This window comes from Psychrosphaera sp., from assembly GCF_982872775.1.
Genome location: NZ_CEYNSH010000038.1, coordinates 1 through 23758 on the forward strand (window position 1 = coordinate 1; position 23758 = coordinate 23758).

23 protein-coding genes are annotated in these 23758 nt (G+C 42.2%); 13 read left to right on the forward strand and 10 right to left on the reverse strand.

The window, feature by feature from the left end; translation table 11 throughout:
* From AC4E96_RS10965 to tolC, 4 genes are all read right to left on the reverse strand, one after another.
* Window positions 1–858 (reverse strand): vWA domain-containing protein (locus AC4E96_RS10965; RefSeq protein WP_490255844.1); only part of this gene is annotated, 858 nt, incomplete at its 3' end.
* A gap of 54 nt (window positions 859–912) precedes the next feature.
* Complete coding sequence (locus tag AC4E96_RS10970; RefSeq protein ID WP_488032466.1) at window positions 913–1536, reverse strand: TcpQ domain-containing protein; 624 nt, start codon at window positions 1534–1536, stop codon at window positions 913–915.
* Between the two features lie 11 nt (window positions 1537–1547).
* The gene (gene lpxL, locus AC4E96_RS10975) at window positions 1548–2495 is read right to left on the reverse strand and encodes an LpxL/LpxP family Kdo(2)-lipid IV(A) lauroyl/palmitoleoyl acyltransferase (protein WP_490255845.1); all 948 of its coding nucleotides are present in this window, start codon (window positions 2493–2495) and stop codon (window positions 1548–1550) included.
* Window positions 2496–2708: 213 nt separating this feature from the next.
* On the reverse strand, window positions 2709–4031 hold the full coding sequence (gene tolC, locus AC4E96_RS10980; protein ID WP_488032468.1) for an outer membrane channel protein TolC: 1323 nt from the start codon (window positions 4029–4031) through the stop codon (window positions 2709–2711).
* A gap of 241 nt (window positions 4032–4272) precedes the next feature.
* On the opposite strand from tolC, the gene nudF reads away from it, so the two are divergent.
* From nudF to parC, 6 genes are all read left to right on the forward strand, one after another.
* A complete protein-coding gene (gene nudF, locus AC4E96_RS10985; RefSeq protein WP_490255846.1) occupies window positions 4273–4905 on the forward strand; it encodes an ADP-ribose diphosphatase in 633 nt (210 codons plus the stop codon).
* 11 nt (window positions 4906–4916) lie between these two features.
* The gene (locus AC4E96_RS10990; protein WP_490255847.1) at window positions 4917–5384 is read left to right on the forward strand and encodes a DUF1249 domain-containing protein; all 468 of its coding nucleotides are present in this window, start codon (window positions 4917–4919) and stop codon (window positions 5382–5384) included.
* A gap of 79 nt (window positions 5385–5463) precedes the next feature.
* Window positions 5464–6033, forward strand: a complete 570-nt coding sequence (locus tag AC4E96_RS10995) for a YqiA/YcfP family alpha/beta fold hydrolase (protein ID WP_490255848.1) — start codon at window positions 5464–5466, stop codon at window positions 6031–6033.
* Window positions 6034–6161: 128 nt separating this feature from the next.
* Window positions 6162–8051: a DNA topoisomerase IV subunit B gene (gene parE / locus AC4E96_RS11000; RefSeq protein WP_488032472.1), complete on the forward strand. Its 1890-nt coding sequence runs from the start codon at window positions 6162–6164 to the stop codon at window positions 8049–8051.
* Window positions 8052–8055: 4 nt separating this feature from the next.
* On the forward strand, window positions 8056–9636 hold the full coding sequence (locus tag AC4E96_RS11005; RefSeq protein WP_490255849.1) for a hypothetical protein: 1581 nt from the start codon (window positions 8056–8058) through the stop codon (window positions 9634–9636).
* 39 nt (window positions 9637–9675) lie between these two features.
* Window positions 9676–12000, forward strand: a complete 2325-nt coding sequence (gene parC / locus AC4E96_RS11010) for a DNA topoisomerase IV subunit A (RefSeq protein ID WP_490255850.1) — start codon at window positions 9676–9678, stop codon at window positions 11998–12000.
* 53 nt (window positions 12001–12053) lie between these two features.
* Here parC and AC4E96_RS11015 read toward each other — a convergent pair whose 3' ends face one another.
* Entirely contained in the window at window positions 12054–12677 is a 624-nt protein-coding gene (locus AC4E96_RS11015) for a TetR/AcrR family transcriptional regulator (protein ID WP_490255851.1), read from the reverse strand.
* A 173-nt stretch (window positions 12678–12850) separates the two neighbouring features.
* Window positions 12851–15034: a prolyl oligopeptidase family serine peptidase gene (locus AC4E96_RS11020; protein ID WP_490255852.1), complete on the reverse strand. Its 2184-nt coding sequence runs from the start codon at window positions 15032–15034 to the stop codon at window positions 12851–12853.
* A gap of 224 nt (window positions 15035–15258) precedes the next feature.
* Here AC4E96_RS11020 and AC4E96_RS11025 point away from each other — a divergent pair, with 224 nt between their 5' ends.
* Together AC4E96_RS11025 and AC4E96_RS11030 are read left to right on the forward strand one after the other, a co-directional pair.
* Entirely contained in the window at window positions 15259–15690 is a 432-nt protein-coding gene (locus AC4E96_RS11025) for a BlaI/MecI/CopY family transcriptional regulator (RefSeq protein ID WP_488032477.1), read from the forward strand.
* Window positions 15690–17039, forward strand: coding sequence for a M56 family metallopeptidase (locus AC4E96_RS11030; RefSeq protein ID WP_490255853.1), 1350 nt, complete (start codon window positions 15690–15692; stop codon window positions 17037–17039). The genes AC4E96_RS11025 and AC4E96_RS11030 overlap by 1 nt, the downstream gene beginning before the upstream one ends.
* A gap of 170 nt (window positions 17040–17209) precedes the next feature.
* Here AC4E96_RS11030 and AC4E96_RS11035 read toward each other — a convergent pair whose 3' ends face one another.
* Window positions 17210–18121 (reverse strand): LysR family transcriptional regulator, encoded by a 912-nt coding sequence (locus tag AC4E96_RS11035; RefSeq protein WP_490255854.1) that lies wholly within the window; start codon window positions 18119–18121, stop codon window positions 17210–17212.
* Window positions 18122–18283: 162 nt separating this feature from the next.
* Between AC4E96_RS11035 and AC4E96_RS11040 the strand changes: the two genes are divergently transcribed.
* From AC4E96_RS11040 to rraB, 5 genes are all read left to right on the forward strand, one after another.
* Window positions 18284–19300: a Gfo/Idh/MocA family protein gene (locus tag AC4E96_RS11040; protein WP_490255855.1), complete on the forward strand. Its 1017-nt coding sequence runs from the start codon at window positions 18284–18286 to the stop codon at window positions 19298–19300.
* A gap of 33 nt (window positions 19301–19333) precedes the next feature.
* A complete protein-coding gene (locus tag AC4E96_RS11045; protein ID WP_488032481.1) occupies window positions 19334–20170 on the forward strand; it encodes a type 1 glutamine amidotransferase domain-containing protein in 837 nt (278 codons plus the stop codon).
* A 106-nt stretch (window positions 20171–20276) separates the two neighbouring features.
* The gene (locus AC4E96_RS11050; RefSeq protein WP_488032482.1) at window positions 20277–20759 is read left to right on the forward strand and encodes a YajQ family cyclic di-GMP-binding protein; all 483 of its coding nucleotides are present in this window, start codon (window positions 20277–20279) and stop codon (window positions 20757–20759) included.
* Between the two features lie 249 nt (window positions 20760–21008).
* The gene (locus AC4E96_RS11055; RefSeq protein ID WP_490255856.1) at window positions 21009–21749 is read left to right on the forward strand and encodes a 1-acylglycerol-3-phosphate O-acyltransferase; all 741 of its coding nucleotides are present in this window, start codon (window positions 21009–21011) and stop codon (window positions 21747–21749) included.
* Between the two features lie 22 nt (window positions 21750–21771).
* On the forward strand, window positions 21772–22113 hold the full coding sequence (gene rraB, locus AC4E96_RS11060; RefSeq protein WP_488032484.1) for a ribonuclease E inhibitor RraB: 342 nt from the start codon (window positions 21772–21774) through the stop codon (window positions 22111–22113).
* Window positions 22114–22256: 143 nt separating this feature from the next.
* Here the strand turns inward: rraB and AC4E96_RS11065 are convergent, their stop codons facing one another.
* The 3 genes from AC4E96_RS11065 to AC4E96_RS11075 form a co-directional block, all read right to left on the reverse strand.
* Complete coding sequence (locus AC4E96_RS11065; RefSeq protein ID WP_488032485.1) at window positions 22257–22547, reverse strand: type II toxin-antitoxin system RelE/ParE family toxin; 291 nt, start codon at window positions 22545–22547, stop codon at window positions 22257–22259.
* Window positions 22540–22761: a TA system antitoxin ParD family protein gene (locus tag AC4E96_RS11070; RefSeq protein WP_488032486.1), complete on the reverse strand. Its 222-nt coding sequence runs from the start codon at window positions 22759–22761 to the stop codon at window positions 22540–22542. Before AC4E96_RS11070 ends, AC4E96_RS11065 begins: the two co-directional genes overlap by 8 nt.
* Window positions 22762–22869: 108 nt before the next feature.
* Window positions 22870–23758: LytR/AlgR family response regulator transcription factor (locus AC4E96_RS11075; RefSeq protein ID WP_490255857.1), on the reverse strand; the 889-nt coding region annotated here is incomplete at its 5' end.

Consider the following 23758-nt stretch of genomic DNA (forward strand, 5'->3'; position numbering starts at 1 on the left):
AGTTGAAACTTCGTTTTTCCAGCTATTTAAAGATTCAACCATTGCGCCGTGTAAGTTAGTCGAATTCCCACCTAACTCAATAGCCTCTATCGAAGAAAGTAAGATATTGGCATCGTCAGTAGCATGTGTCTCAAACACTACTTTATCATCAAAGGTAACTATCGCCACTTTACTGCCCGGAGCGAGCTTAAAAGTACCATCCCTTTTGAAAAGGAAGTCCTTTATAGCTTGCTTGGTTTGCGATAAAACATTGCGCCTAGAATAGCTAACATCAACAGCTATTACAGTTGTATAGCTTGAAGCTAAATTTTCTACCGGGTCGACTTCAATAAATGACTCCAGTTGGTCAATAGGTAAACCGTTTTCAACGAAAGTTATATAATTACTAATATTTTCGTTATCTAATATATCGACGATTTTGCCAGATTTTCGGTCAATAAGGTGTAAAGTCGTTGCTATAACCGACGTATCCGTCTCGTCATCAAAGTTGAGTGAGCTAATGCTATAAGCAGCTGTCTCAATGCCTTGGCAGCTGACCTCCAAGTCAGTAATGTCATTACTTGCAACGCCTGATTCAGTACTTAAATCACAACTTAAGCCTTCTGGGGCGTCAACGATTTCTATATTAAAGTTTGTGCCCACTTCTACTGTCGCATCTAACACAAATTCACCATTTTGTTCTATGGTTTGCTCTTGGCCGTTAATAGCGATAGTGACGAATTGAGACAAGCCTGAGATATTGCCAGAGAAGCCAATGAAAGAAGGGGCTGGAGGCGTATCTGAGTTATCACCGCCACCGCCGCAACCTTGAAGTGCGATGAGTGTGAGTGCGATAGCGGAGCTTTTTAGTTTGTTCATTTATTTCCCTGTTAAACATTAAGCCTAAAGACAACTTAATTTGAAAGATGTGGCTTACTTCGTTGTCAGCTCACAGTACTTGGTTACATAAGGATCGTCTTTGTCAGTAATAACTAACGCTCTGGCATCCTTACAAAAATAGGTTTTTACATTGCCGCTGTAATCGTTGTTGACGACACTTGATACCTTCCTAACTAACGATTTTAAATCACTGCTTTCAGCGAAGTGGTTTTTGACAATGTAGTCGTATTTCAGATCCCATATTAGCTCAACACCTTCTTCACGGGCATAGCTACTAAGGGCTGACTTTAAGGTATCGTTTTCTTTGAACGAGCGTTTCTTGTTGGCGCCATTCCAATCATCGGGCGCTGGAGTGACATTACCATCACGTGAAGTCAGTTGTTGGTTCATTGAAACTTCAGGCTCCGGTAGGGCAATTGTGTAATCATTAAGACGTTCTGCACCTGGCTTTAAGGCTTGGCGAACCTCTGAGTAAAACTTAGCAACACCTTTGGCAACTGGGTTTTCACTAGTTTTGTTGCTCTCATCTGAACCCCAATATACAAAGCCAATGACGATGAGGATAAGGACAAGCGGTGCGACTATCTTTCCCATATAGCCAGACTGAGCTTTTTTGTTCGGTTTTTTATTGTTATTTTTTGGTTTGCTAGTTGCCATATTTTTCACTCTTAATATAAAGATTGAGGTTCATCTTCAGGTCGAGTTTTGAATCGACGGTGAACCCACATATATTGTTCCATGTTGTCTAACACAGCGCTTTCGACCCATTTGTTTACTTTTATAGCATTCTTTACTGAGTCTTCTGAAGGATAATCCTCCAAAGGCGGTAAAAATTCAATCTCATAGCCTTTAAAATTGTCTAAACGGCGAATTTTAGTTGGCATAGTAACGGCGTTTTTGTGGCTGGCAAAAATTTCCGTGCCCGTTGTTGTTGCAGCTTTATCAACCGCAAAAAAAGGTGCAAATACACTTCGTTTAGGACCATAGTCATGATCAGGCAAATACACCGTCACCTCTCCGTTTGATAATGCTTTTAATAAGCCTTTGACATCGCGCTTACCAATCATATATCGATTTGAACGACATCGACCGCGGTATTGAACCCACTCTAAAAGTTTGTTGTTGTGAGGACGGTAAAAGCCAACACAAGGATAGCCACAGCCGCCTAATACTCTAGCCATCATTTCGAGTGGAAATATATGAGTGAACAATAAGAAAATGCCTTTGCCTTCACTCAAAGCACCGTCGATATGCTCACGACCTTTTACGTGACACATTTTTTTTACACGCCATTCAGGCCACCACCAAGAAATACCACTTTCAAAAATAGCGATGCCAGCATTTTCAAAATTGGCTTTGACTATGCGCTGAATTTCTCGTTTGGGCTTTTCTGGAAAACATAGTTCTAAGTTACGAGTGGCGGTCTTGCGACGGCTTTTGAGAACTTTTAGTAATAGTCGGCCAATGAGTTTACCTAAACCAATTTGAAGTCGGTACGGCAACCAACTCAAGGCATATAACAAAGTGATAGTTAACCAAGTTAACCAGAATTTAGGGTGTAAAAAGGTAATTGAAAAGGTCGGTGGCACGAAGCTGTTTTTACTTTTTGTAGACACGGGTGAGTCGCTCAAAATAGTTAACCAATTAAAGTCATAAGTAATTTTGTCATTATTCTACCCTAACATCCGTCTGCTTTGCATTTTTAAAAGGGGCATTGCCAATCTGGTCTAGCCAGAGGTGCTGAATTAATGAGACCTCAGAGACAAAAAAACGGAGCCTATGCTCCGCTTTTTAAGATGACGACCATTGATTAGCCGTCGTATAGTTCTCTATTTGTTTAGGCCACTGTTTACCGCAACAAGGTCTTGTGCGTTAAGTTCACCAGCGGCTTGTTTTAACGACATCATTGCTAAAATGTAGTTATAACGGCTGTTTGATAAGTTGCGCTTGGCGTTATAAAGGTTACGAGTGCTGTTTAGTACGTCAACAATAGTACGTGTACCTACTTCAAAGCCCGCTTGTGTTGCTTGAAGCGCACTTTCAGCTGAAACAACTGACTGCTCCAACGCTTTAAGTGTTGATACTAAAGAAACAACATCAGCGTATGACGTACGTACTTTGCGAACGACACTACGGTACGTTGCTTCGCGATCTTCACTTGTAACAACAAAGTTTGCTTGTGCTTGTTTAACCGCCGCAGAGGTTGCACCGCCAGAATACAGAGGTACATTTAGGCTCAGGCCGATTGACGATTTGTTTAAATGAGGGGTTTCTGAATCTCCAAGGCCTTTGTTACCACCAACACTTGCCGTTAAATCAAGTGTAGGATAGTGACCAGCTTGAGAGCGCTTGATATCAAATTTTGCTGCTTGAACTAAAAGCTCTTTGGCTTTTAATTCCAAGCTGTTTTGTTCAGCTTTTTTAACCCATGCGTTTACATCAGCAGGCGTTGGTTTTTGAGCTTCAAAACGCTCAGTATTAAGGCTGTTAACATCTGCGTAGAATTTACCCGTGATTTCACGTAGGCCTTCTTTTGCGATTTCTACGTCGTTTTGACTGCGAATTTCTGTTGCTACAGCGTTGTCAAAGTTTGCTTGTGCTTCGTGAACATCGGTACGTGCAGTTAGACCCACTTTAAAACGCTCTTTCGTTTGTTCTAATTGACGTTCGATGGCTTTGCGTTCTGCTTGGGCAAATTCTAACGTGTCTTGCGCTTTTAAAACGTTGAAGTAAGCATTGGCAACACGTTGGATAAGAGCTTGTTGTGCAAAGTTAAAGTCAGTAAGAGAGCGAAGCGCGCGTTGCTCTGCCGCGTCCAGTGCGTGATAGTCACCCATTTTGAAGATGGTTTGTGAAAGCGTTACACCCCAATTCGTGCCCTCGCTGTCGATATCGACGATTTCACCTGAGGTGTTAACTTGCTCTTGTGAGCCCGTCGAATAACCTGCTGATAAACCTACCTTTGGTAATAAGCTTGAAAAAGCAATCTCTTCTGCTTGCACACTTGCGTCATAAGCGGCTTTGGCTTTTAGTGTTTGCGGATCGTTTTGAACCGCGTCCTTGTATGCTTCTACTAGGTTGGTGGCATAAGCAGGTATCGCACTTCCGGCGACTAGCACAGCCAGAGTTGCAGATAAAAATGACTTTCTCATAGTGGTTCCTTAACAGAAATTCTTATTCCAAAATTCTACGATGACAACACGATAGGCCCTAGTGTAGCCTTTCTAATTGTTTTAAGTAATGTTTTTGTGTAAACACAATACCAGTAAATGTAACAGAATATTGAAAAGTTAATAAGGCAAAATTGCCTATTGTGATAAAGTTTACCGCTTGTCGCACAAAGCCCTACAATTACCTCTGAGGTGACCTCTGAGATACTTCTTGAGAAGAGCAATGACACAAACAAAATATACTCCTCTATTTGATAACAAAGATGTTGAAATCAAGTCTGTTGAGCAAGTTTTTGACGGATTTTTCAAAATTAATAAATTTACTTTTAAACACGCCAAGTTTGCTGGCGGTCAAAGTGATTGGGTTCAACGTGAAATCTTTGAGCGAGGCCACGCTGTAGGCGTATTACCTTACGATCCTTTGTTACAAAATGTTGTGCTAATTGAGCAAATAAGAATTGGTGCATTGGCAACAAAGGAGTCACCGTGGTTGTTAGAAGTCATCGCTGGCATGGTTGATAAAGATAATGAATCAAAACAAGCGGTTGCTAAACGTGAGGCATTAGAAGAGGCAAATTTGGTCATCAATACGTTGACACCTATGCTAAGCTATCTGTCTAGTCCGGGCGGCACAACTGAGCGACTATACTTGTATCTTGCCCAAGTAGACACCACCGATGTTGGCGGTATACACGGACTTGACGATGAACATGAAGATATTAAAGTTCATGTTTTGGATGTCGAAGAGGCATTTTCACTTTTAGACAAGGGCGTCATTGATAATGCGGCAACCGTCATCTCGTTGCAGTGGCTCAAACTGCACAAAGCGCAAATTGATAACCAAACTTCGGAGTAACAGAGCTTTTAATGTCATTGACGAGAAACCCATCTGCTAAAAAAGACAAATACGTAGTGGACTTGAAGCGATTACAAAGTGTGTGTACTCGCAACTATTCCCTGTTGTTGCGACTTCTGCCGTTGCAGTACAAACTTGGTCAGCAGTGGCATATCGATTTGACTAATGGCTTGTACTTCGAATTACGTGTTCTGGAAATATCAGCTTATACAGAACGCTATGAGCTCATCCAGAAAAAACACAGTTTGCCAGATTTATTCAATATGGAGTTCGAGTTTAGGGTTTATCACGATGCACAAATGTTAGAGGTGATTAGTTATCAAAAGCACTCAAGAATTCGTGCGAATAACCCATACCCCAACCCTCATTTACACCACAAAGATGAAAAGCTGCAAATAAACTTGTTACTCAAAGACTGGCTTACCCTAGCGATTGAACATCAGTCGAGTAATACAGATAATAGTTTGTTAAATGCTTGATGCTTGGTCTCAAAAAAGCCAAGCACGTCTCAATAAAAAACAATAAAAACAATAAAAATAATAAAAACAAAGAGTCTCTATGCCAGTTATTTTATACCTTCATGGTTTTCATTCTTCACCAATGTCGCAAAAAGCCATGCAATTCAAAAACTATATTCAGCAACACCATCCTGATATTGAGGTCGTGTGTCCTCAACTGGGCGTGACACCGGATGTCGCCATTAACCAGGTTGAGGCATTAGTAGACACACATTACAGTGACCTAATTGGCATTGTTGGTAGTAGTTTAGGTGGGTATTTAAGTACTTACTTACATAATAAGTACGATGTGCCTATTGTTGTGGTGAACCCTGCGGTAAAACCTTTTGAGCTTTTGTCTGGCTATATTGGTCCGCAAACTCATCCAATTACCAATCAGGATTATGTATTGTCGGCGAATCACATGAGTGACTTGCAGCAAATATATCAGCCGTTTTTAAGAGACCCATCTAAAGTATGGTGCTTGCAACAAGAAGGCGATGAGGTTCTGGATTATCGCGAAGCTAAACAACATTATTCCGAAGCAAAATTGACCCTAGAAAAGGGCGGTGATCACAGTTTTGTTGGCTTTTCAAACTACCTGCCAAAGATTGTCGAATTTTTACTTTAAGTTTACCTCGATACTCGATAATCTTTCATTTATAAGTAAGAAGATAAATAAAAAGAAATTGGTATCGAAGCTCGTTGCATCAGTAACCTCATGCTCGAATGGCCCCATAAACCAAAATTATAAGTGCTATGACAAACCAAAATTATAATGCCGAAGCAATTGAAGTCTTAAATGGCTTAGAACCTGTGCGCCGCCGTCCAGGCATGTACACGGATACCACTCGTCCAAATCACTTAGCTCAAGAAGTTATCGATAATAGTGTCGATGAAGCTTTAGCGGGTCACGCGTCAAATATCGTGGTGACTTTGCATGAAGACAACTCACTTGAAGTGCAAGATGACGGTCGTGGTATGCCTGTGGATATTCACCCGGAAGAAGGTATTCCAGGTGTAGAACTAATCCTTACTAAGCTACACGCAGGTGGTAAGTTCTCGAATAGCAATTATGAGTTTTCAGGTGGTTTGCACGGGGTAGGTGTTTCAGTTGTCAACGCCTTAACGACCCGAATGGAAGTTCGAGTCCGTCGTGACGCACAAGAATATCTCATTGCCTTTGAAAATGGTGACAAGGTTCAAGACCTTGAGGTCATCGGTACAGTTGGTCGTCGTAACACAGGTACTACCGTTCGTTTTTGGCCAGATGCGTCTTATTTTGATAGTGCTAAGTTTTCGATTTCCAAGTTAATTCACAATTTAAGAGCCAAGGCGGTTTTATGTCCTGGCCTCAAAATCAAATTTAATAACAAGCAAACCAAAGAAAATCACGAATGGTTCTACCAAGATGGTCTAAAGGATTATCTAGTCGACTCAGTAAAAGGTTATGTGAACTTGCCAGAAGACCCATTTGTTGGCGCCTTTGCTGGTAATTTGGAAGCCGCAGATTGGGCCGTGACTTGGTTACCAGAAGGCGGTGAGTCTGTGGGTGAGAGTTATGTAAACTTAATCCCAACGGCGCAAGGTGGTACACACGTAAATGGATTGCGCCAAGGTTTATTAGATGCCATGCGCGAATTCTGTGAGTTTAGAAATCTAATTCCTCGTGGTATCAAGCTTACCCCAGATGATATTTGGGAACGTTGTAGTTATATTTTGTCTGTCAAAATGCAAGACCCGCAATTTGCCGGTCAAACAAAAGAGCGTTTGTCGTCGCGTCAATGTGCGACGTTTGTTTCAGGTGTCGTTAAAGATGCATTTAGTCTTTGGTTAAATACCCACACAGATATTGCTGAGCAATTGGCTGACATGTGTATCAGCAACGCCCAAAAACGCTTAAGAGCGGCTAAGAAAGTGGTTCGTAAGAAAGTCACTCAAGGTCCAGCGCTGCCGGGTAAATTAACCGATTGTTCGAGCCAAGAAAACGACCGTACCGAGTTGTTTTTAGTAGAGGGTGACTCGGCTGGTGGTTCTGCGAAACAAGCTCGTGACCGCGAATTCCAAGCTATCATGCCACTGCGAGGTAAAATCCTAAACACTTGGGAAGTTGAGCCAGGTCAAGTTCTAGCGTCACAAGAAGTGCACGACATTTCCGTTGCCATTGGCATGGACCCAGACTCAAGTGACTTGTCGCAACTGCGCTACGGTAAAATTTGTATCCTCGCCGATGCTGATAGCGATGGATTACACATTGCGACGCTTTTATGTGCCTTGTTCACGCGTCACTATCGCACCCTAGTAGAAGCTGGCCACGTATACGTAGCGATGCCACCTTTATTCAGAATCGATGTGGGTAAAGAGGTGTTTTACGCATTAGATGAAGATGAAAAAACTGGTATCTTAGATCGCATCGCAGCCGAGAAGAAAAAAGGCAAAGTAAACGTTCAGCGATTTAAAGGTTTGGGTGAAATGAACCCACTGCAACTGCGCGAAACCACAATGGACCCAAATACTCGACGTTTGGTTCAGTTAACAATTGACGATATTACGCCGACATTAGAAATGATGGACATGCTTTTAGCTAAGAAACGCTCGGGTGACCGTAAGTCCTGGCTCGAAAGCAAAGGTAATAAGGCTGTGGTTTAACCAAATGAATGACGGTTCGGTTTTTGGCAAAGCGTTGAAAAAGGTATCGAATAAGTTACCTAACAAAATTTCGGCCGCGGTGCTGGAGTCTAACAAGCTAACAATACTCGCTGTGTTTGGTTGCGCAATCTTTATGTCGCCAGTCAACGCAGGGTTGCTTGATGATTTAGCCGAACCAAAACCTAAGTCCACTCAGGCAGAGGCCGTTGAAGCGAATCCCGAGGTTGTTAAAGTTGAACAACTTAAGCAAACGGAAAAGCCGTTCGAACGAAAGTTTTCTACTTTCACTGACCTTGTTCAATATGCAACAGTGAATCTAGACATAAGTCCTGTTCAAGTTGCCGAGGAGTTATCTTACGCATTGCATGATCCTGAGCTGACTCAAGTCGAACATTTCGAGCTGAGTTTGTTATTGGCCAAAACTCAAATAAAACAACACCACCTTGAAAAAACTGCTGAGAAAGTAAAAGCACTGCACGAAATTGTTGAGCTACCGCAACAACGCTTGGCAGTTTTTAAGTTGCAGTTTGATTTGGCAAAAGCACGTCGAGATTTGCCGCAAGCAGTGCGTACGATAGAAGATGCGCTAGAGTTTGCGAATCTGAGTATCAGTGAAAAAGCAACGCGTGAACTCGAAATTGAAACCGGAAATTGGTATTTCAAAGCCGCACAACTCTATTTGGAATACAGCCAATTAGACAAAGCCACTGCCGCCGCAGAAAAAGCGATTGCGAGTGCCATCGAACTAGAGCAGTTTGGCGCACTAATCGAACGTCGACAGTTTATGGCAAAAGTATACAGTGCTAATGGCGAGCAGATGTTGGCCGGGACAATTCATCAACAGCTTGTGGATGATCTAGAACAGCAAGGTCTGTTGTTACTAGCCCATCAGCAGCGTATCGCTTGGGCAGAGTTGTTACTTGAAGATCGTTTATTTGTAAAAGCTGACGCATTATTGGAAGAAGCATTCAAATTTGGCCAGACAATGCGTAATCGCTCCCTACAGCTTGAGTCTTTAATTAATCTTATCGATAGCCAATTTAGGCAATTTGACGACAGCTATGCCAGAGAGTTATTGCAAGCGTTAACACAGTTACAAAAACTACCCAACGCCTTTGGATTCGACCCTGTTAAACAACGTGAATTAAAAGCTCAAATCGTTCGTTTACAAAGCCTATCTGCGTTGAGAATGGGGCAAAATGATCGTGCACTGAGGCTAATTTACAATGGTGAACCAGTCACAGAACAACAACGAATCGATTTTGCACTGATCAAGAAGCAAATCATGACAGTGCAAGGTGATTGGCAAAAAGCTGAGATGTACCAGCGCGAAGCGAATGCCTTAATACAACAAAGCAAAACAGAAATAGTCGCCAAGCACCAATCCTTTTTGGCGTTTGAGCGCAACAGAGAACGACGACAGGCTGATGCAACCATTGAGCATCAGCGCCGATTGATCAACGACTTAACTTCGGCTGTCATTCAATTAAAACAACGCCTTTCTGGTGCGTTGTGGTTATTAGTATTGAGTCTGGGAATTGCGGGTGTGTTTTATGTCACTCGTCAGCCCAAACAAAAGTATTAGTTTGAAACAAATAAGTAAAATAAGAATAAGGGTTAGGCAATGTCAGACGCCACCATAAGTATTAGTAGTGATGGAATTGAGCAGTTACCACTGCGTCGTTTCACCGAAGATGCCTATTTGAATTATTCAATGTACGTCATCATGGACCGCGCATTACCACACATTGGTGATGGCTTAAAACCGGTACAACGACGCATTGTGTATGCCATGTCAGAGCTGGGCCTTAGTGCCGCAGCAAAGTACAAAAAGTCAGCCCGTACGGTTGGTGATGTACTTGGTAAATACCACCCTCATGGCGACAGTGCGTGTTACGAAGCTATGGTATTGATGGCGCAACCGTTTTCTTATCGTTATCCTCTGGTGGACGGTCAAGGTAACTGGGGCGCAGCAGATGATCCTAAGTCATTTGCAGCAATGCGTTATACCGAAGCGCGTCTATCAAAAGTCAGTGAAATCTTATTATCCGAGTTAGGCCAGGGTACGGTTGAATGGCAACCTAACTTTGACGGTACAATGAAAGAACCGGTGACACTGCCAGCGCGTCTACCACATATTCTTTTAAATGGTATCACTGGTATTGCGGTTGGTATGGCAACTGATATTCCGCCGCACAATATTCGTGAACTTGCTCAAGCCTGTATTCATTTACTTAAAGATCCAAAAGCCGATCTTGATCAGCTTATGGAATTCGTGAAAGGCCCGGATTACCCAACAGAAGCGGAAATTATTACGCCGTCACAAGACATCAAGAAAATTTATGAAACGGGTAAAGGCAGCATCAAAATGCGAGCGACCTATGTGGATGAAGCGGGTGATATCGTTATTACCGCTCTTCCTCATCAGGTATCAGGGGCTAAAGTTCTCGAGCAAATAGCCCAACAAATGCAAGCCAAAAAGTTACCTATGGTGACGGATTTACGTGATGAGTCTGACCACGAAAATCCAACTCGTATTGTGATTGTGCCTCGTTCTAACCGAGTTGATATTGACCAGGTCATGCAGCACTTGTTTGCATCAACCGACCTCGAGAAAAACTACCGTGTTAATCTAAATATGTTGGGCCTTGACGGCTTGCCTAAAGTAAAAGGCTTGCGCACGATTCTGACCGAATGGCTAGAGTATCGCCGTGATGTCGTGACGCGCCGTTTACAATATCGTTTAGATAAAGTTCTTGCTCGTTTACATATCTTAGAAGGCTTGTTAGTTGCGTTTTTGAATATCGATGAAGTCATCGAAATCATCCGTACCGAAGACAAACCAAAGCTTGCGCTAGTCGAACGTTTTGGTATTAGCGAAACGCAAGCTGAAGCGATTTTAGAATTAAAACTTCGCCAATTAGCTAAGCTAGAAGAAATTAAAATTCGCTCCGAGCAGGACGAGCTAAGTAAAGAGCGTGATCAGCTAGAAGCACTATTAGGTTCTCGTGTCAAAATGAACAACCTAATCAAAAAAGAATTAGCCGCCGACGCGGAAGCCTATGGTGATGATCGTCGTTCGCCATTAGTGGTTCGTGAAGAAGCTAAAGCTATATCGGCAAAAGACTTGATTCCGAGTGAAGCCGTAACGGTTGTGCTATCTGAAAAAGGCTGGGCACGTTGTGCCAAAGGCCATGATGTTGAGCCAGAGAAGCTAGCTTATAAAGCCGGGGATGGCTTTAAATCAGCGGCCAAAGGCAGAAGTAATCAGCCAGTCGTCATTATTGATAGTTCGGGCCGGAGTTTTAGCACTGATGCCCATTCATTGCCGTCAGCACGAAGCCAAGGTGAGCCACTCAGTGGGCGCTTTAGTATTGTTGCAGGTGAAACGTTAGAACATACAATAATGGCCAAAACGGATCAGCAATACCTAGTATCATCTGACTCGGGCTATGGTTTTGTTTGTAAATTTGAAGACATGCTAACTCGCCAAAAAGCGGGTAAAGCACTTGTCAAATTGCCAACGGGGGCTAAGTTATTGAGCCCTGTGCCAACTCAGTCACTTGAAACCGATGATTGTTTGGTGATCTCAAATGAAGGCCGTATGTTGATATTCCCATTAAAAGACCTGCCAATTTTGGCTAAAGGTAAAGGGAACAAAATAATTAACATTCCTTCAGCCCGTGCTGCAAGTAGAGAAGAGTACGTCAGTCAAATCACCGTAGTCCCAGAGAATGCTAATGTTGTTTTACACGCAGGTAAACGCAAGCTGACGCTAAGTAGCAAAGACCTTGAACATTATCGAGGCGAGCGTGGCCGACGTGGTAGCAAGCTTCCAAGAGGGCTACAGCGTGTTGATCGTGTAGAAATTGAAGCTAAGGCCGTGACAGAAGTAGACGGGGACATTGAGACGGACGTGTCTACTGAAGGTGTGAACAACGAGGGTTAATCTCTCCTCAGTTCTTAATACTCTTTCCGACAAGTCATACACTAAAAAGCCAGTTATTGCGAAGGTGATAACTGGCTTTTGTTTTTCTGGTAAAACGTTAAGAACAAATCAACGATCTCTTCAGCTAGTGCCTTAGTTTCGGTATCCGACAGCGTCTTTTCAAAACGAATGAGTTGGGGCCAGAATGCTTGGCCTTTGATTAACGCAACTAAGTGATCTTTGGCTTTTTCAATGTCAGTATCGATAAAACGACCATCGTTATCAGCGGCTTTTAACCAGCGAATTAGTGCTGTTTCTTGTTTGAAAAATTGATTGGTTTCTTCTGCGTAATCATCATGACTAAACAGAGTATGACTCACTCCGACTCGGGTAAGCTCGAGTAGCTCTTCGCTTTGAGAGAACTTAATTTCGTTAATGACAAGTGCGAGTAGTTGAGATTTGAGATCTTGATCAGGTTGATAATCAGCTTGGTAATCAACGACGCTCTTTGACCAAATTTCGCCAATTACGTAGGTGACCAAAATTTCTTTGCTTTCGAAGTGGTTGTATACCGTTCGTTTCGAAACTCCAGCTATTTTGGCAATGGTATCCATTGTGGCATCGCCGATTCCGTATATTTTAAATGCTTCCTGTGCGCCTTCCAAAATAGCGATGCGCTTTTTTTCACTTCGGTTCATATTCGCTGTTTCCGTCCAAGGAACTTATGTCTCAATAGTATACACACAAGCGGGCTGTTTGTCGGTTAAATAAGTTAGGTGGTTGTTTATTCGAGATAATATATAAATTTATTTGAAGTAATAAAAAACGGCCAATGAATTGGCCGTTTTTTTTGTTGGAATTAGGTTATTAATTACAGAGACGTAACACCCATATTCCAAAGAGTAAAACCATAGATGTCAGCGTATTGCTCAATGATTTTACTTGTTGGCGTGCCTGCACCGTGACCCGCATTGGTTTCGATGCGAATTAACGTCGGCGCTTTACCCGTTTGTTTGTCTTGTAATTCAGCAGCAAACTTAAATGAATGCGCTGGTACAACACGGTCATCGTGATCGCCTGTTGTCACCATCGTCGCAGGGTAGCTGACACCTTCTTTCACATTGTGAACAGGTGAGTAGCCATACAAGTACTCAAACATTTCTTTTGATTGTTCAGATGTACCGTAGTCATACGCCCAGCCTGCACCTGCAGTAAAGGTGTGATAACGAAGCATATCTAATACACCAACGGCAGGTAGTGCAACCTGAACTAAATCAGGACGTTGTGTCATAACAGCACCAACTAACAAACCACCGTTTGAGCCGCCTCGAATAGCTAACTTCTCACTTGATGTATATTTGTTTTCAATTAGGTATTCAGCAGCAGAAATAAAGTCGTCGAATACGTTTTGTTTTTGCAACTGCGTACCGGCAACGTGCCATTTCTTACCGTATTCACCACCACCACGAAGGTTAGGTACAGCATAAACACCACCTTGTTCTAACCATAGGGCAACTGTAGATGAGAAGCGTGGCATTAAGCTAACGTTGAAACCACCGTAACCATATAACATCGTTGGGTTCGTGCCATCGAGTTCTAGGCCTTTTTTGTAAGTGATGATCATCGGAACTTTAGTGCCGTCTTTAGATGAGTAGAATACTTGCTTAGACTCAAACTGATTTGCATCAAAATCAACCGGTGACTTGCGGTACAAGGTTGACTCACCTGACTCTAAGTCAAGCTCGAACGTGCTACCTGGTGTGCTGTAGTTTGTGAAGCTGTAAAATACTTTTGTCGCATCTTCTTTGCCACCAAAACCAGACGCAGTACCTACTGCTGGTAAATCGATAGTACGGATCTTTTTGCCGTCTAAGTCGTATTGCGTCACTTGCGACGTCGCATCAACCATACGGTTTGCGAAGAAGTATTTGCCAGCTGAACGGACGTTTAATACATCGTCGCCTTCGGCAATCACGTCTTGCCAGTTCGCTGGTTGTGGGTTGGCTTTCTCAACGCGAACGAGACGTTTGTTTGGTGCATCTAAGTTAGTAACGAAGTAAAAGTGTTCTTCAGTTGCTTTAATAAGGTAAGTATCAGATTCTGTGTTGTCTAAAATCGTAACAAACTCAGAGTCTGCTTTTGTTAGGTCTTTAACAAACAGCTTGTTACCAGACGTTGATACCGCTGCTGAAATGAAGACATTTTTAGCGTCGTTCGTCACTGTTGCGCCAATGTATCTATGTTTCTGTGCGTCAGTACCACCGTAAACTAATTCGTCGGCACTCTGCTCAGTACCTAGTTTGTGGTAGTAAACTTTGTGCTGATCTGTTTTAGCGCTTAATTCAGAACCTTCTGGCTTATCGTAACTTGAGTAGAAGAAACCTTCGTTACCTTTCCAGCTAATGCCAGAAAACTTAACGTCAACAAGCTTGGAACCAATTTGCTCTTTTGTAACGGCATTAAGAATAACGATTTCACGCCAGTCACTGCCACCATGTGATAATTGATACGCAACTAAGCTTCCGTCTTTTGAAAAGCTCACGCCTGACATAGATGTCGTACCATCTTCAGAGAAAGTATTTGGGTCTAAAAATACTTCAACTTCGCCTGTCGCTTTACCGTCGGTATTCTTTTGACGATATAAAACGTATTGGTTTTGTAAGCCGTCATTTTTGTAGAAATACGTATAGTCACCTTCGATGAAAGGCGCAGTGACTTTTTCGTAATCCATTAATTTCGCAAGACGCTCTTCTAGCGCTTCGCGGTAAGGGATTTGATTTAGGTAATCAAAAGTGACCTTGTTTTGTGCCTTGACCCATTGAGCCGTTTCATCACTCATGTCATCTTCTAACCAACGGTAGTTATCAACTACTTCAGTACCAAAATAAGTGTCAATCACAGGTTTCTTTTGAGTTGTTGGGTATGTCACGGTTTGAACTTCAACCTTAGTTACAGCAGAATTTTGTTGTGCAGCATTGTCCGTACTTGAACCGTTACAACCTGCAAGGGCGATAGTAAGTGCAGTCAATGCACCTGTAAACGTGGCCTTTTTCATTTTTATAGTTTCCTTGAATATGCCGACTTTTAAGTCATTGGGCAGCTTAATTTATTGATTAAGTCTCTATTTTTAATACCCCTTAACTGTACCAAGCCCTCCAATCAAGTAAAGCCTTGTGCGAGGAGTGAACAAAAAATCTCTATAAACTTGTATAAAAAGTTTGCACTTATTGATTACGTGTGTAATCTTAAATTTAAAGATTACAAGTGTAAGCGACAACTATGATTGAATTATCCAAAGCAGAATTTGAAGTAATGCAAGCGATTTGGGCAAAACACCCAGCGCGAGCCAGTGAAGTTATCGAGCGACTTGATGATGACAAAAAGTGGCAAGACAAAACCGTTAAAACTTTTTTGGGCCGACTTGTTAAAAAAGGAGCATTGAGTTTTGAACGCGATGGCAGGCAGTACATATACAGCCCGATGATAGAACAAGAAAATTACACGCTAAAAGAAAGCAAAAGTTTTATCGAACGGTTTTTCAGTGGTCGCGTCGCGCCGTTAGTTAGTGGCTTTGCCCAGTCAAAAGAGCTGTCGCAACGTGACATCGACGAACTTAAAAAAGTCATCAGTGATTGGGAACAAAACAACCCAGAAGCTGACTCGGACAATAGCCAAGATAAAGCGACAGGTATTGAGCCTAAGGATAAATAATGGATATGGAACACGTTAAATCATTATTTGAATTCGCCATCGAACAACAAGTCGTTATCAGCGTGTTGTTGGTCGCTTTAATTGGCCTTGAGCGTTGGGGCTTGGGACTGTTTAAGTCTTCTTGGATCTATTTATATGCCTTGTCCATCCCGTTTTGTTTGCTGTTTATAAACTTACCATTAGAAATAAAACCCGAATATAGTGAAGCAATCAGTCGCTACTTGGTGACACCCAGTGACTATTCGACTGCATTGATAACCAAGCACAGTGCGTGGTTTAGCTCTTCAATGGCCGTGTATTGGCTTGGCGTTGCGGGCTTATTTACTTTGACGGCTTGGGTTCATTTTAAATACAAGAAAGCACTTAAGTTAACGCCTCTTATAACATCACAGGATGCAGACTCGATCATTGAATCACAGCCTCTTGATTTAAAAACCGCTCAAAATGGCTCACCTGGCGACTCATCTTCGTTTTTATCAGAGCGCAACCCTGTCATAGCAATTGGCCAAAAGGTTTTTACCAGCGAACAAATAAGCTCACCGTTAGTGTTGGGTTTGTGGAATTACAAAATGGTGGTTCCTGCTGACTATCAGAGTCGTTTTGGCGCAGATTCGCTGGCACTGATTCTCGAGCACGAACAAGTTCACATTCAACGCCGGGACAACTTATTGAATATGTTGGCATTGTCCTTAGTCATTTTGTTCTGGTTTAACCCGTTGGCCTGGCTTGCCTATGGGTCATTCAGACGCTTACAAGAATTGACGTGTGATGAACGCGTTCTTAGAAACAAATCCATTGAAGATAAAATTTTATATAGCAAGGCCTTACTCGATTGTGTGACACGCACGGAAGTACGAATGATGGCTTATTCACATTACGGAGATAAAAACATGATGTTACAACGATTAAACCTAATTAAGAAAAGCGCAAAAGGCTCAAAACTAGCCAAAGGCACGCTAATGGCCACTTTGTTTGCCGTGGTTTGTACCTTTGCGGTTGCTAAGCAACTCGGTAGCGGCGAAGAAGAATACGCTATGCCTACAGTACGTATTGAGCCAATGTATCCTATTGAAGCTGCAAAAGCAGGGATCAGCGGTCACGTTGTGTTGAAGTACGATATCACTCCAAGTGGTGCGACTAAGAACATTCGAATTGTGTCACAAGAGCCAGAAGCGACCTTTGGTAAATCCGCTCAAAAAGCGTTGGCTAAATGGGAATATCAAAGCTCTAAGAAAGGCTTTAAAGATGTTTTAGTTCGACTAGACTTTGCAATGGAACAGCCTCAGACGTCAAAAGACCCAATCGAACAAATCCACGTGGCGCCTCAAGCTGACAAATCAGCGCAATAAAATTGAAGATTACTGAGCTGGTCGCCAGGACCGCGATTGAGCTCAGTAAGCCTCAGTCTTTTAACTTGCTTCGAGCTGCATCAATTAATCAAAGTCTCTCAATAAATTGCAGCCTCTTCAATAAATTACAGCTTCTTCAATAAAATAAAGCTTCTCCACCTTATTCCACATTATTGACCTGCAAAGATCTGTTTGATTTCACCTCTAAGCCAACTTCTTATCGGATCTTTATTAGTTCTCTGGTGCCAAATTTGTTGAATTTGAGCATCGGCAATCTTAACTGGGCAGTTATAAATCGTTAAATCAGGGTGAAATTCTGCCGCAGCCTGTGCAACAGGATCCAAACAAGTTAGCAAAAACTCTGAGTAGGCGACTGACGCCGCTGGAGCAACAAAGCTCGAAATACCTGCCGCCACGTTTCGTTTTTTTCCTTTCTCTTTTAATGCCTTGTCGACCAATCCATCTAAATCACCGGTTAATGTGGTCACTAAATGAGGGCACTCTAAATACTCTTCTAAAGATAACTTCCTTTTCAAGCGCTTATTACTGTGGCTGGCTAATACTTTAAAACCAATTTTTTTGAGGTTTTGCTGAAACAGCGCGGGTGGGAGGTTGTTATAAAAGCCAGCGATAGCGATGTCACACTCACCAGTTTCTAATTCTCGTTGAGGCAGCTTTCCACGTGTATTGTGAGTTACCAGCTGTACCTTTGGAGCTTTACTTTGCACTATAGGTAGCAGTTTGGGCAGCAAATATTGCTCAACAAAGTCGGTACTATAAATGTGAATGACATCGGTTTTATCAAGGAAATTTGTGTCATCCGCTTGATAATAAAACTGTTCGAGATCACCCACCAAGCTTGATATTTCGGGAGCCAAGGCGTCGGCTTTAGGCGTTGGTGTTAAGCCTCGAGAAGCTCTGACAAACAAGGGATCATCAAACTGCGCACGTAACTTATTGAGTTTGTGACTGAGAGCAGGCTGACTCAAAGACAACTTTTCTGCCGCCAAGGTTAAGTTTTGTTCTCGGTACAAAGTATTGAACAAAACCAACAAGTTAAGGTCTTTATTACTTATATTCATGACTGATATTAATGTGAGTGTCTCTTGGTTGAGAGTAAGAAATTGATATTCAAAAATTAAATGATACAAATCTAATCTATTCATTTTTCATAATAGTCAAACACGACTACACTTGCCATCACTTAAAGACAAATCATAAGAGTTTAACGATTGGAGTAAGACATGGCTGTATTAAGATTAGGAATTGTAGGTGCTGGAATGATTGCTGGAGTCATTGCCAATGCCGTCAAGCAAGCTGCCAATATAGAAGTGGTTGCAGTGGCAAGTCGTCGAAAAGAATCAGCGAGCGCGTTTGCTGAAGAGCAGGGCATAGACATGGTCTTTGATACTTGGCAGGAGATGTTAGCGTCTGATCAAATAGACGCTATTTATGTCGCGACACCAACATCAGCAAAAGAAGAAATAGCCCTATTTGGCGCTGAAAACAAAAAACACTTATTAGTTGATAAGCCATTTCCCAGTGCTGAGTCTGCAGAGCGTATGATCAATGCAGCAAAAGCAAACAACGTTGCCTTTATGGACGCGACGCATTTTACTCACAACCCTCGTACGCACCAAATTCGCGACACAATGGCAGAACAGATTGGTGAACCACAAGCTCTGCGCAGCTCGTTTTTCTTTCCGTTCATGGATCGCACGAACATTCGTTTTGATACCGAAAAAGAACCTACAGGCGCGGTTGGTGATATGACATGGTACTCAATGCGCGCAGTTGCTGAGTATTTACAACCCACTACACCAATCAAAGTCATCTCTGGCGGCATTATTCGCGATGAAGAAACCAATGCCGTGGTTCGCGGAACGGGTGTGGTGATGTTTGAAGATGGTAAGTCATCGACTTTCGATTTTGGCTATAACGCAGGCACGTGTCTGATGGACTTAGATATTCTTGGCCATGACGCAGTATTTAGCCTAAATGACTGGGTATTGGACTGGAAACTAGGTTTTGCCTTTGATGATAAAGATCACGTGATTGGCTACACCAAGCGCACCGAAATGCAAACGCCAAAAGAGCACTCGTATATTTCGGCCGACTCAGATATTCCGCAGGCCGTTGCTATGATGAGTAATTTTGCCCAATTAGCAGCAGATCCTGGCTCTAAAGAAAACCAAACTGCGCAACACTTAGCGCTATTAACTCAGCAGTTGTTGGACGCTTATTGGAACGCAGTTAAGTAAACGACGTTTTTAGTATTTTTAATTGAGGTTTTTATGAGTTTATTTAGCAATTTATATAGTACTTTATTTAGTACTTTATTTAGAGAAGCTCGCGCTTTCATTGGCACAGCGATTACTGCACTTGCACTTGTTTTACCATTGTCTGTTTCAGCGCAATTAGGCACTGCACAGCAAACTCACCAGGACCTATCTGACAAAGACGTGCTTATCGTGTTAACCAGCCATAACAAAATGGGTGATTTGGACGAAAAAACAGGGTTCTGGTTGAGTGAGATGACGCACCCGTATTACGTGTTGGTCGACGCAGGCGTAAATGTTGATATTGCCAGTATTGAAGGTGCTATGGCACCCATTGACCCGCGCAGTATGGAATTGGATGACAAATCAAATCAGCGCTTTTTGGACGACAAGAAATTAATGGCAATGGTCATTAACTCTGTTCCTTTGGCAGAGGTTGATGCAAGCGATTACGACGCGGTAATTTATGCGGGTGGTCACGGCACTATGTGGGACTTTTCGAACAATCCAGTGGTGAACGAATTCACAGCAAAGATATATGAAAGCCAAGGGATCACAGCGGCAATTTGTCACGGCCCAGCGGCTTTCACTGACGTTAAATTAAGTAATGGCGAATACCTAGTAGCAGGTAAAAAAGTTGCTGCCTTTACCAATGAAGAAGAAGAGATCGTCAAGCTAACCGATGCCGTACCATTTTTACTACAAGACAAATTAGTCGAGCGCGGGGCAAAACACGTTTATGCTAAACCTTGGCAAAGTAATGTGGTGGTTGATGAGCGATTGGTAACGGGGCAAAACCCACAATCCGCTCATGCAGTTGGCGAAGCTGTTTTAGCACTGTTAGCTAAATAGCAAATAACCGGCAACGGGCATCTGACCAGATGGACCTGACAGATGCCCTTTCTTTACTTTATAATCACCTCAACTTAAAGAAAAAACATAAAAGTAGGGAACAACTATGCCGTCTTTTGACATTGTTTCAGAAGTAAATTTAGATGAAATGCGCAACGCAACTGAAAACTCAACACGTGAATTGAGCACGCGTTATGATTTTCGTGGTGTTGATGCGAGCTTTGAATGGAAATCGCCAGTGGTTTCTGTGAAAGCTGAAGGTGATTACCAAACGAGCCAGCTAATCGACATCTTGCGTAAGCAATTGGTTAAGCGCAATATCGACCCACAAGCGATGGAAATTTCAGACCCTGATTTTTCAGGCAAGATTTGCACTCAAAAAGTGACCATCAAAGAAGGCATTGAAAAAGACGTTGCCAAGAAGCTTGTTAAAATTATCAAAGATTCTAAGTTGAAAGTTCAGGTCGCGATTCAAGGTGAAGAGCTTCGCGTTACAGGTAAAAAGCGCGATGACTTGCAAGCGGTGATGCAGTTGGTTCGTCAAAGTGAGTTAGGTCAGCCTTTCCAGTTCAAAAACTTCAAAGACTAGAGTTAATTTAAAGGCTAGCGCTAATATGAAATAGCCTTCCTAAATTAAATAAAGCCTACGACTGAGAAATAAACCTCTAAGTCGTGGGCTTTTTTGTTAGCGCTATTCATTTATCACGTCTTCTCTCTACCCTACATCCTCTTCTAGAGCGCTAACATATCCGACTAGCTAAAATAGCTTAATTTTTAGCTTACAAGTGTACGCTCGAGTTGCTACAATGCCCGCCTTAAATTTTTGGGAGTAGTAGCCGTGTTGAGCGTTTTGCGTCTTTTGCTGTTGGCTTTGTTTTTTATTTTTTCAACAGCGTTTTTATTAGTGTTCTTGATTGTTCGTCCTTTTAGGAAGAATAACGTGCATGTTGTGGCTCAAATTTATGGTTCTTTTGCCAAAATTTTGGGTTTAGAAGTAGAGATCCGCGGTGAAGAGCGTCTTGTTGAAGAACCAGTGGTTTACATCGGTAATCACCAAAATACTTGGGATATTTTTACTGCTTCCAACGCCGTTAGAAAAAACACGGTAAGTATTGGTAAAAAGAGCCTTAAGTGGATGCCATTTTTTGGCCAAGTTTACTGGTTATCGGGCAACATTCTTATTGACCGCGCCAACAAAAACAAAGCGCACGGTACAATTGGTCAAGCCGCACAAAAAATTCGCGACAAAAAAATATCAGTTTGGTTATTTCCTGAAGGGACACGTTCTCGTGGTCGTGGCTTACTTAAATTCAAAACAGGCGCTTTTTATACTGCCTATATGGCTGGCGTGCCTATTTCTCCGGTTGCGATTAGCAGTACTCACAATCGAATTGATTTAAACCGTTGGGACAATGGCAAAGTCATTATCGAATATTTACCATCAATGAAAATCGAAAGTGACGATAAAAAGTACATTCGTGAGCAAGCCGAACTCGCTCATGCCATTATGAAGCAAAAAATTGACGAACTCGACGCGGAATTAGGCTATATTCCATCCCTAACAGATACAAAGAAATAGACTTGATTATTTAGGGTGTCCGATGGAACAAATCGACTGGCAAGAATTTAGTAACGATATCATAGAGCAGCTTTTAGAAGACGGCTCAAATCCAGAAGCAATGTATGGCCTCGAGCATCATTTTGTTGCTGAAGAGCCAGAAGTTGCCGACAAAGCACAACAAGAAGCGTTCCTAAAAGGTTGGAACGTTAGTGACTTAGAGCAGGTCGAGACCGAAGAGGGTGAAGTCCTTTATTGTTTTGATGTTGATACTGAATGTCCGTTAGACGAAGAGATCATTCACGAAGAAGTCGAAGCAATGGTGACCTTTGCTGAAGAAAACAATTTGGAATACGACGGTTGGGGTACGCATTTCGAAGACTAAGTCTTCGTTTGCTTAACACGACTCGTTATAGAAAGCGCTGTACTTAAAGGCTATAGGCTGAAAGGGACAGCGTTTTTTTGTGCCTGAAATTCTGGGGCAAAAGTTGAAGTAAAATGACAGGGAAGCCCGTTGACTGCTATAACTCAAAACAAGTTTTTGACATTCCGATAAAAATTTTCATGAGAGCCCAACGCTAACAGTTCCAAAACAATTGCGCCATCTTCGTAGCTATATCCAAGTAATGTGAGCTGTTTTGCCATTTTAAATTTGTAAACTCTCATGAAGGACAGGTCCCCCTTTTTCTGCTCACCTGTCTTCGGCTCTTTCATTATCAACTTTATGGCCGTATCAAGATCCTGTTTCTGATTTTGATGTAGCTTTTTTACCGCCTTTTTAAAGCTTGGAGTTTGTAAAACCTGCTTAATTTCAGCCAAAGTCATATACCTCTAACTTACCAGCTTCTTTTTCTGCTTTTGCAATGATGACCTGTTTAACAAATTCATACGGCAAGTCCGGATTGTCCTCCATTATCTCACCTATTTTTGCCCAGTGTTCAATCTGTTTAGGCGTAGTTCTGTTAAATGCTTTAGCCATTATTGCCGCTTTTTCTACTAATTCTTCATCTAGTCTTATACTTGATGTTGCCATCGCTAATCTCCTAAATTTAATACTGTACAACTGTAGCATCTCGCCACTATTGTGGCAATGTGGTTTAGGGCGTCTGTTCTTTAGAGTCGTGTCTTGTAGGATCTGGAACTACAAAAGCTGTTTAGCGGCTTTCTTGTAGGTCTTACCTACTTTGACCGAAACGCCACTTTGTAAGATCAAATGATCAAGGTGGACTTGTTCCACTAAATGTAAATTAACACCGTATGACTTGTGGACCTTGGCAAACAACGGCGAGTGTTGGGTATTTATATCGATTTGCTCTGACAGTAAATCTACCACAGGCAGAGACTCCATCAGGTTTTTAAAGCTCGAATTCACCAAAATCATTTCATCGCCTAGCCAGACTTTTACGTAATTGCCATAAGCTTCAAACCAATGAATGTCCTTTAAAGCGACTTTGCGTTTTGAGCCACCTAAATTAACACTGATGTAGTTTGGCGCGACTTGATTAGATTGAGCCTGTTCGATTGGTTGCGAGGCCTCATTATGAGGCTGTTGGTTATTGCTCTGTCGGTGGTCATTGTAAGCGGGATGATCGGTTCGTTGAACTGCGGGTGAAACTCCAGTAACAAACTGAACATGTTGAATGGCTTTTTCTAACGCTTGTGAGAGTCTTGGGGCACTAACAGGTTTTACCAAATAATCGGTGACATCCAACTCAAATGCTTCAACAGCGAACTCTTTAAAAGCCGTCACAAAAATCACTTGAGGACGGTTCGCTAGTACTTTTACCAGTTCGACACCAGTTAAACCGGGCATTTTGATGTCTAACAAAAGTAAATCGACACGGTTGTTTGCCAGCCACCTTAACGCATCCGTGGCGCTGTAACTTTGATGTTTTACATTGATTTTGATTGAGTGAGCTTGCACGTCATTTGGTGTGTTGGCAATGCTAGCTTCACGACCATTTACGTAGCCACTATTATCGCCTACATTGACTGAGTCATCATTGTTGCTAACATTAGCGCCAACATTA

Bases quoted from the DNA above. Each gene is read 5' to 3' on its own strand.
- AC4E96_RS11040 (WP_490255855.1), top strand. From the start codon at position 18,284: ATGGCTGTATTAAGATTAGGAATTGTAGGTGCTGGAATGATTGCTGGA.
- AC4E96_RS11030 (WP_490255853.1), top strand. From the start codon at position 15,690: ATGGATATGGAACACGTTAAATCATTATTTGAATTCGCCATCGAACAA.
- AC4E96_RS11025 (WP_488032477.1), top strand. From the start codon at position 15,259: ATGATTGAATTATCCAAAGCAGAATTTGAAGTAATGCAAGCGATTTGG.
- AC4E96_RS11050 (WP_488032482.1), top strand. From the start codon at position 20,277: ATGCCGTCTTTTGACATTGTTTCAGAAGTAAATTTAGATGAAATGCGC.
- AC4E96_RS10970 (WP_488032466.1), bottom strand. From the start codon at position 1,536: ATGGCAACTAGCAAACCAAAAAATAACAATAAAAAACCGAACAAAAAA.
- parE (WP_488032472.1), top strand. From the start codon at position 6,162: ATGACAAACCAAAATTATAATGCCGAAGCAATTGAAGTCTTAAATGGC.
- tolC (WP_488032468.1), bottom strand. From the start codon at position 4,031: ATGAGAAAGTCATTTTTATCTGCAACTCTGGCTGTGCTAGTCGCCGGA.
- rraB (WP_488032484.1), top strand. From the start codon at position 21,772: ATGGAACAAATCGACTGGCAAGAATTTAGTAACGATATCATAGAGCAG.
- AC4E96_RS11020 (WP_490255852.1), bottom strand. From the start codon at position 15,034: ATGAAAAAGGCCACGTTTACAGGTGCATTGACTGCACTTACTATCGCC.
- AC4E96_RS10995 (WP_490255848.1), top strand. From the start codon at position 5,464: ATGCCAGTTATTTTATACCTTCATGGTTTTCATTCTTCACCAATGTCG.
- AC4E96_RS11005 (WP_490255849.1), top strand. From the start codon at position 8,056: ATGAATGACGGTTCGGTTTTTGGCAAAGCGTTGAAAAAGGTATCGAAT.
- nudF (WP_490255846.1), top strand. From the start codon at position 4,273: ATGACACAAACAAAATATACTCCTCTATTTGATAACAAAGATGTTGAA.
- AC4E96_RS10990 (WP_490255847.1), top strand. From the start codon at position 4,917: ATGTCATTGACGAGAAACCCATCTGCTAAAAAAGACAAATACGTAGTG.
- AC4E96_RS11015 (WP_490255851.1), bottom strand. From the start codon at position 12,677: ATGAACCGAAGTGAAAAAAAGCGCATCGCTATTTTGGAAGGCGCACAG.
- parC (WP_490255850.1), top strand. From the start codon at position 9,676: ATGTCAGACGCCACCATAAGTATTAGTAGTGATGGAATTGAGCAGTTA.
- AC4E96_RS11045 (WP_488032481.1), top strand. From the start codon at position 19,334: ATGAGTTTATTTAGCAATTTATATAGTACTTTATTTAGTACTTTATTT.
- AC4E96_RS11035 (WP_490255854.1), bottom strand. From the start codon at position 18,121: ATGAATATAAGTAATAAAGACCTTAACTTGTTGGTTTTGTTCAATACT.
- AC4E96_RS11070 (WP_488032486.1), bottom strand. From the start codon at position 22,761: ATGGCAACATCAAGTATAAGACTAGATGAAGAATTAGTAGAAAAAGCG.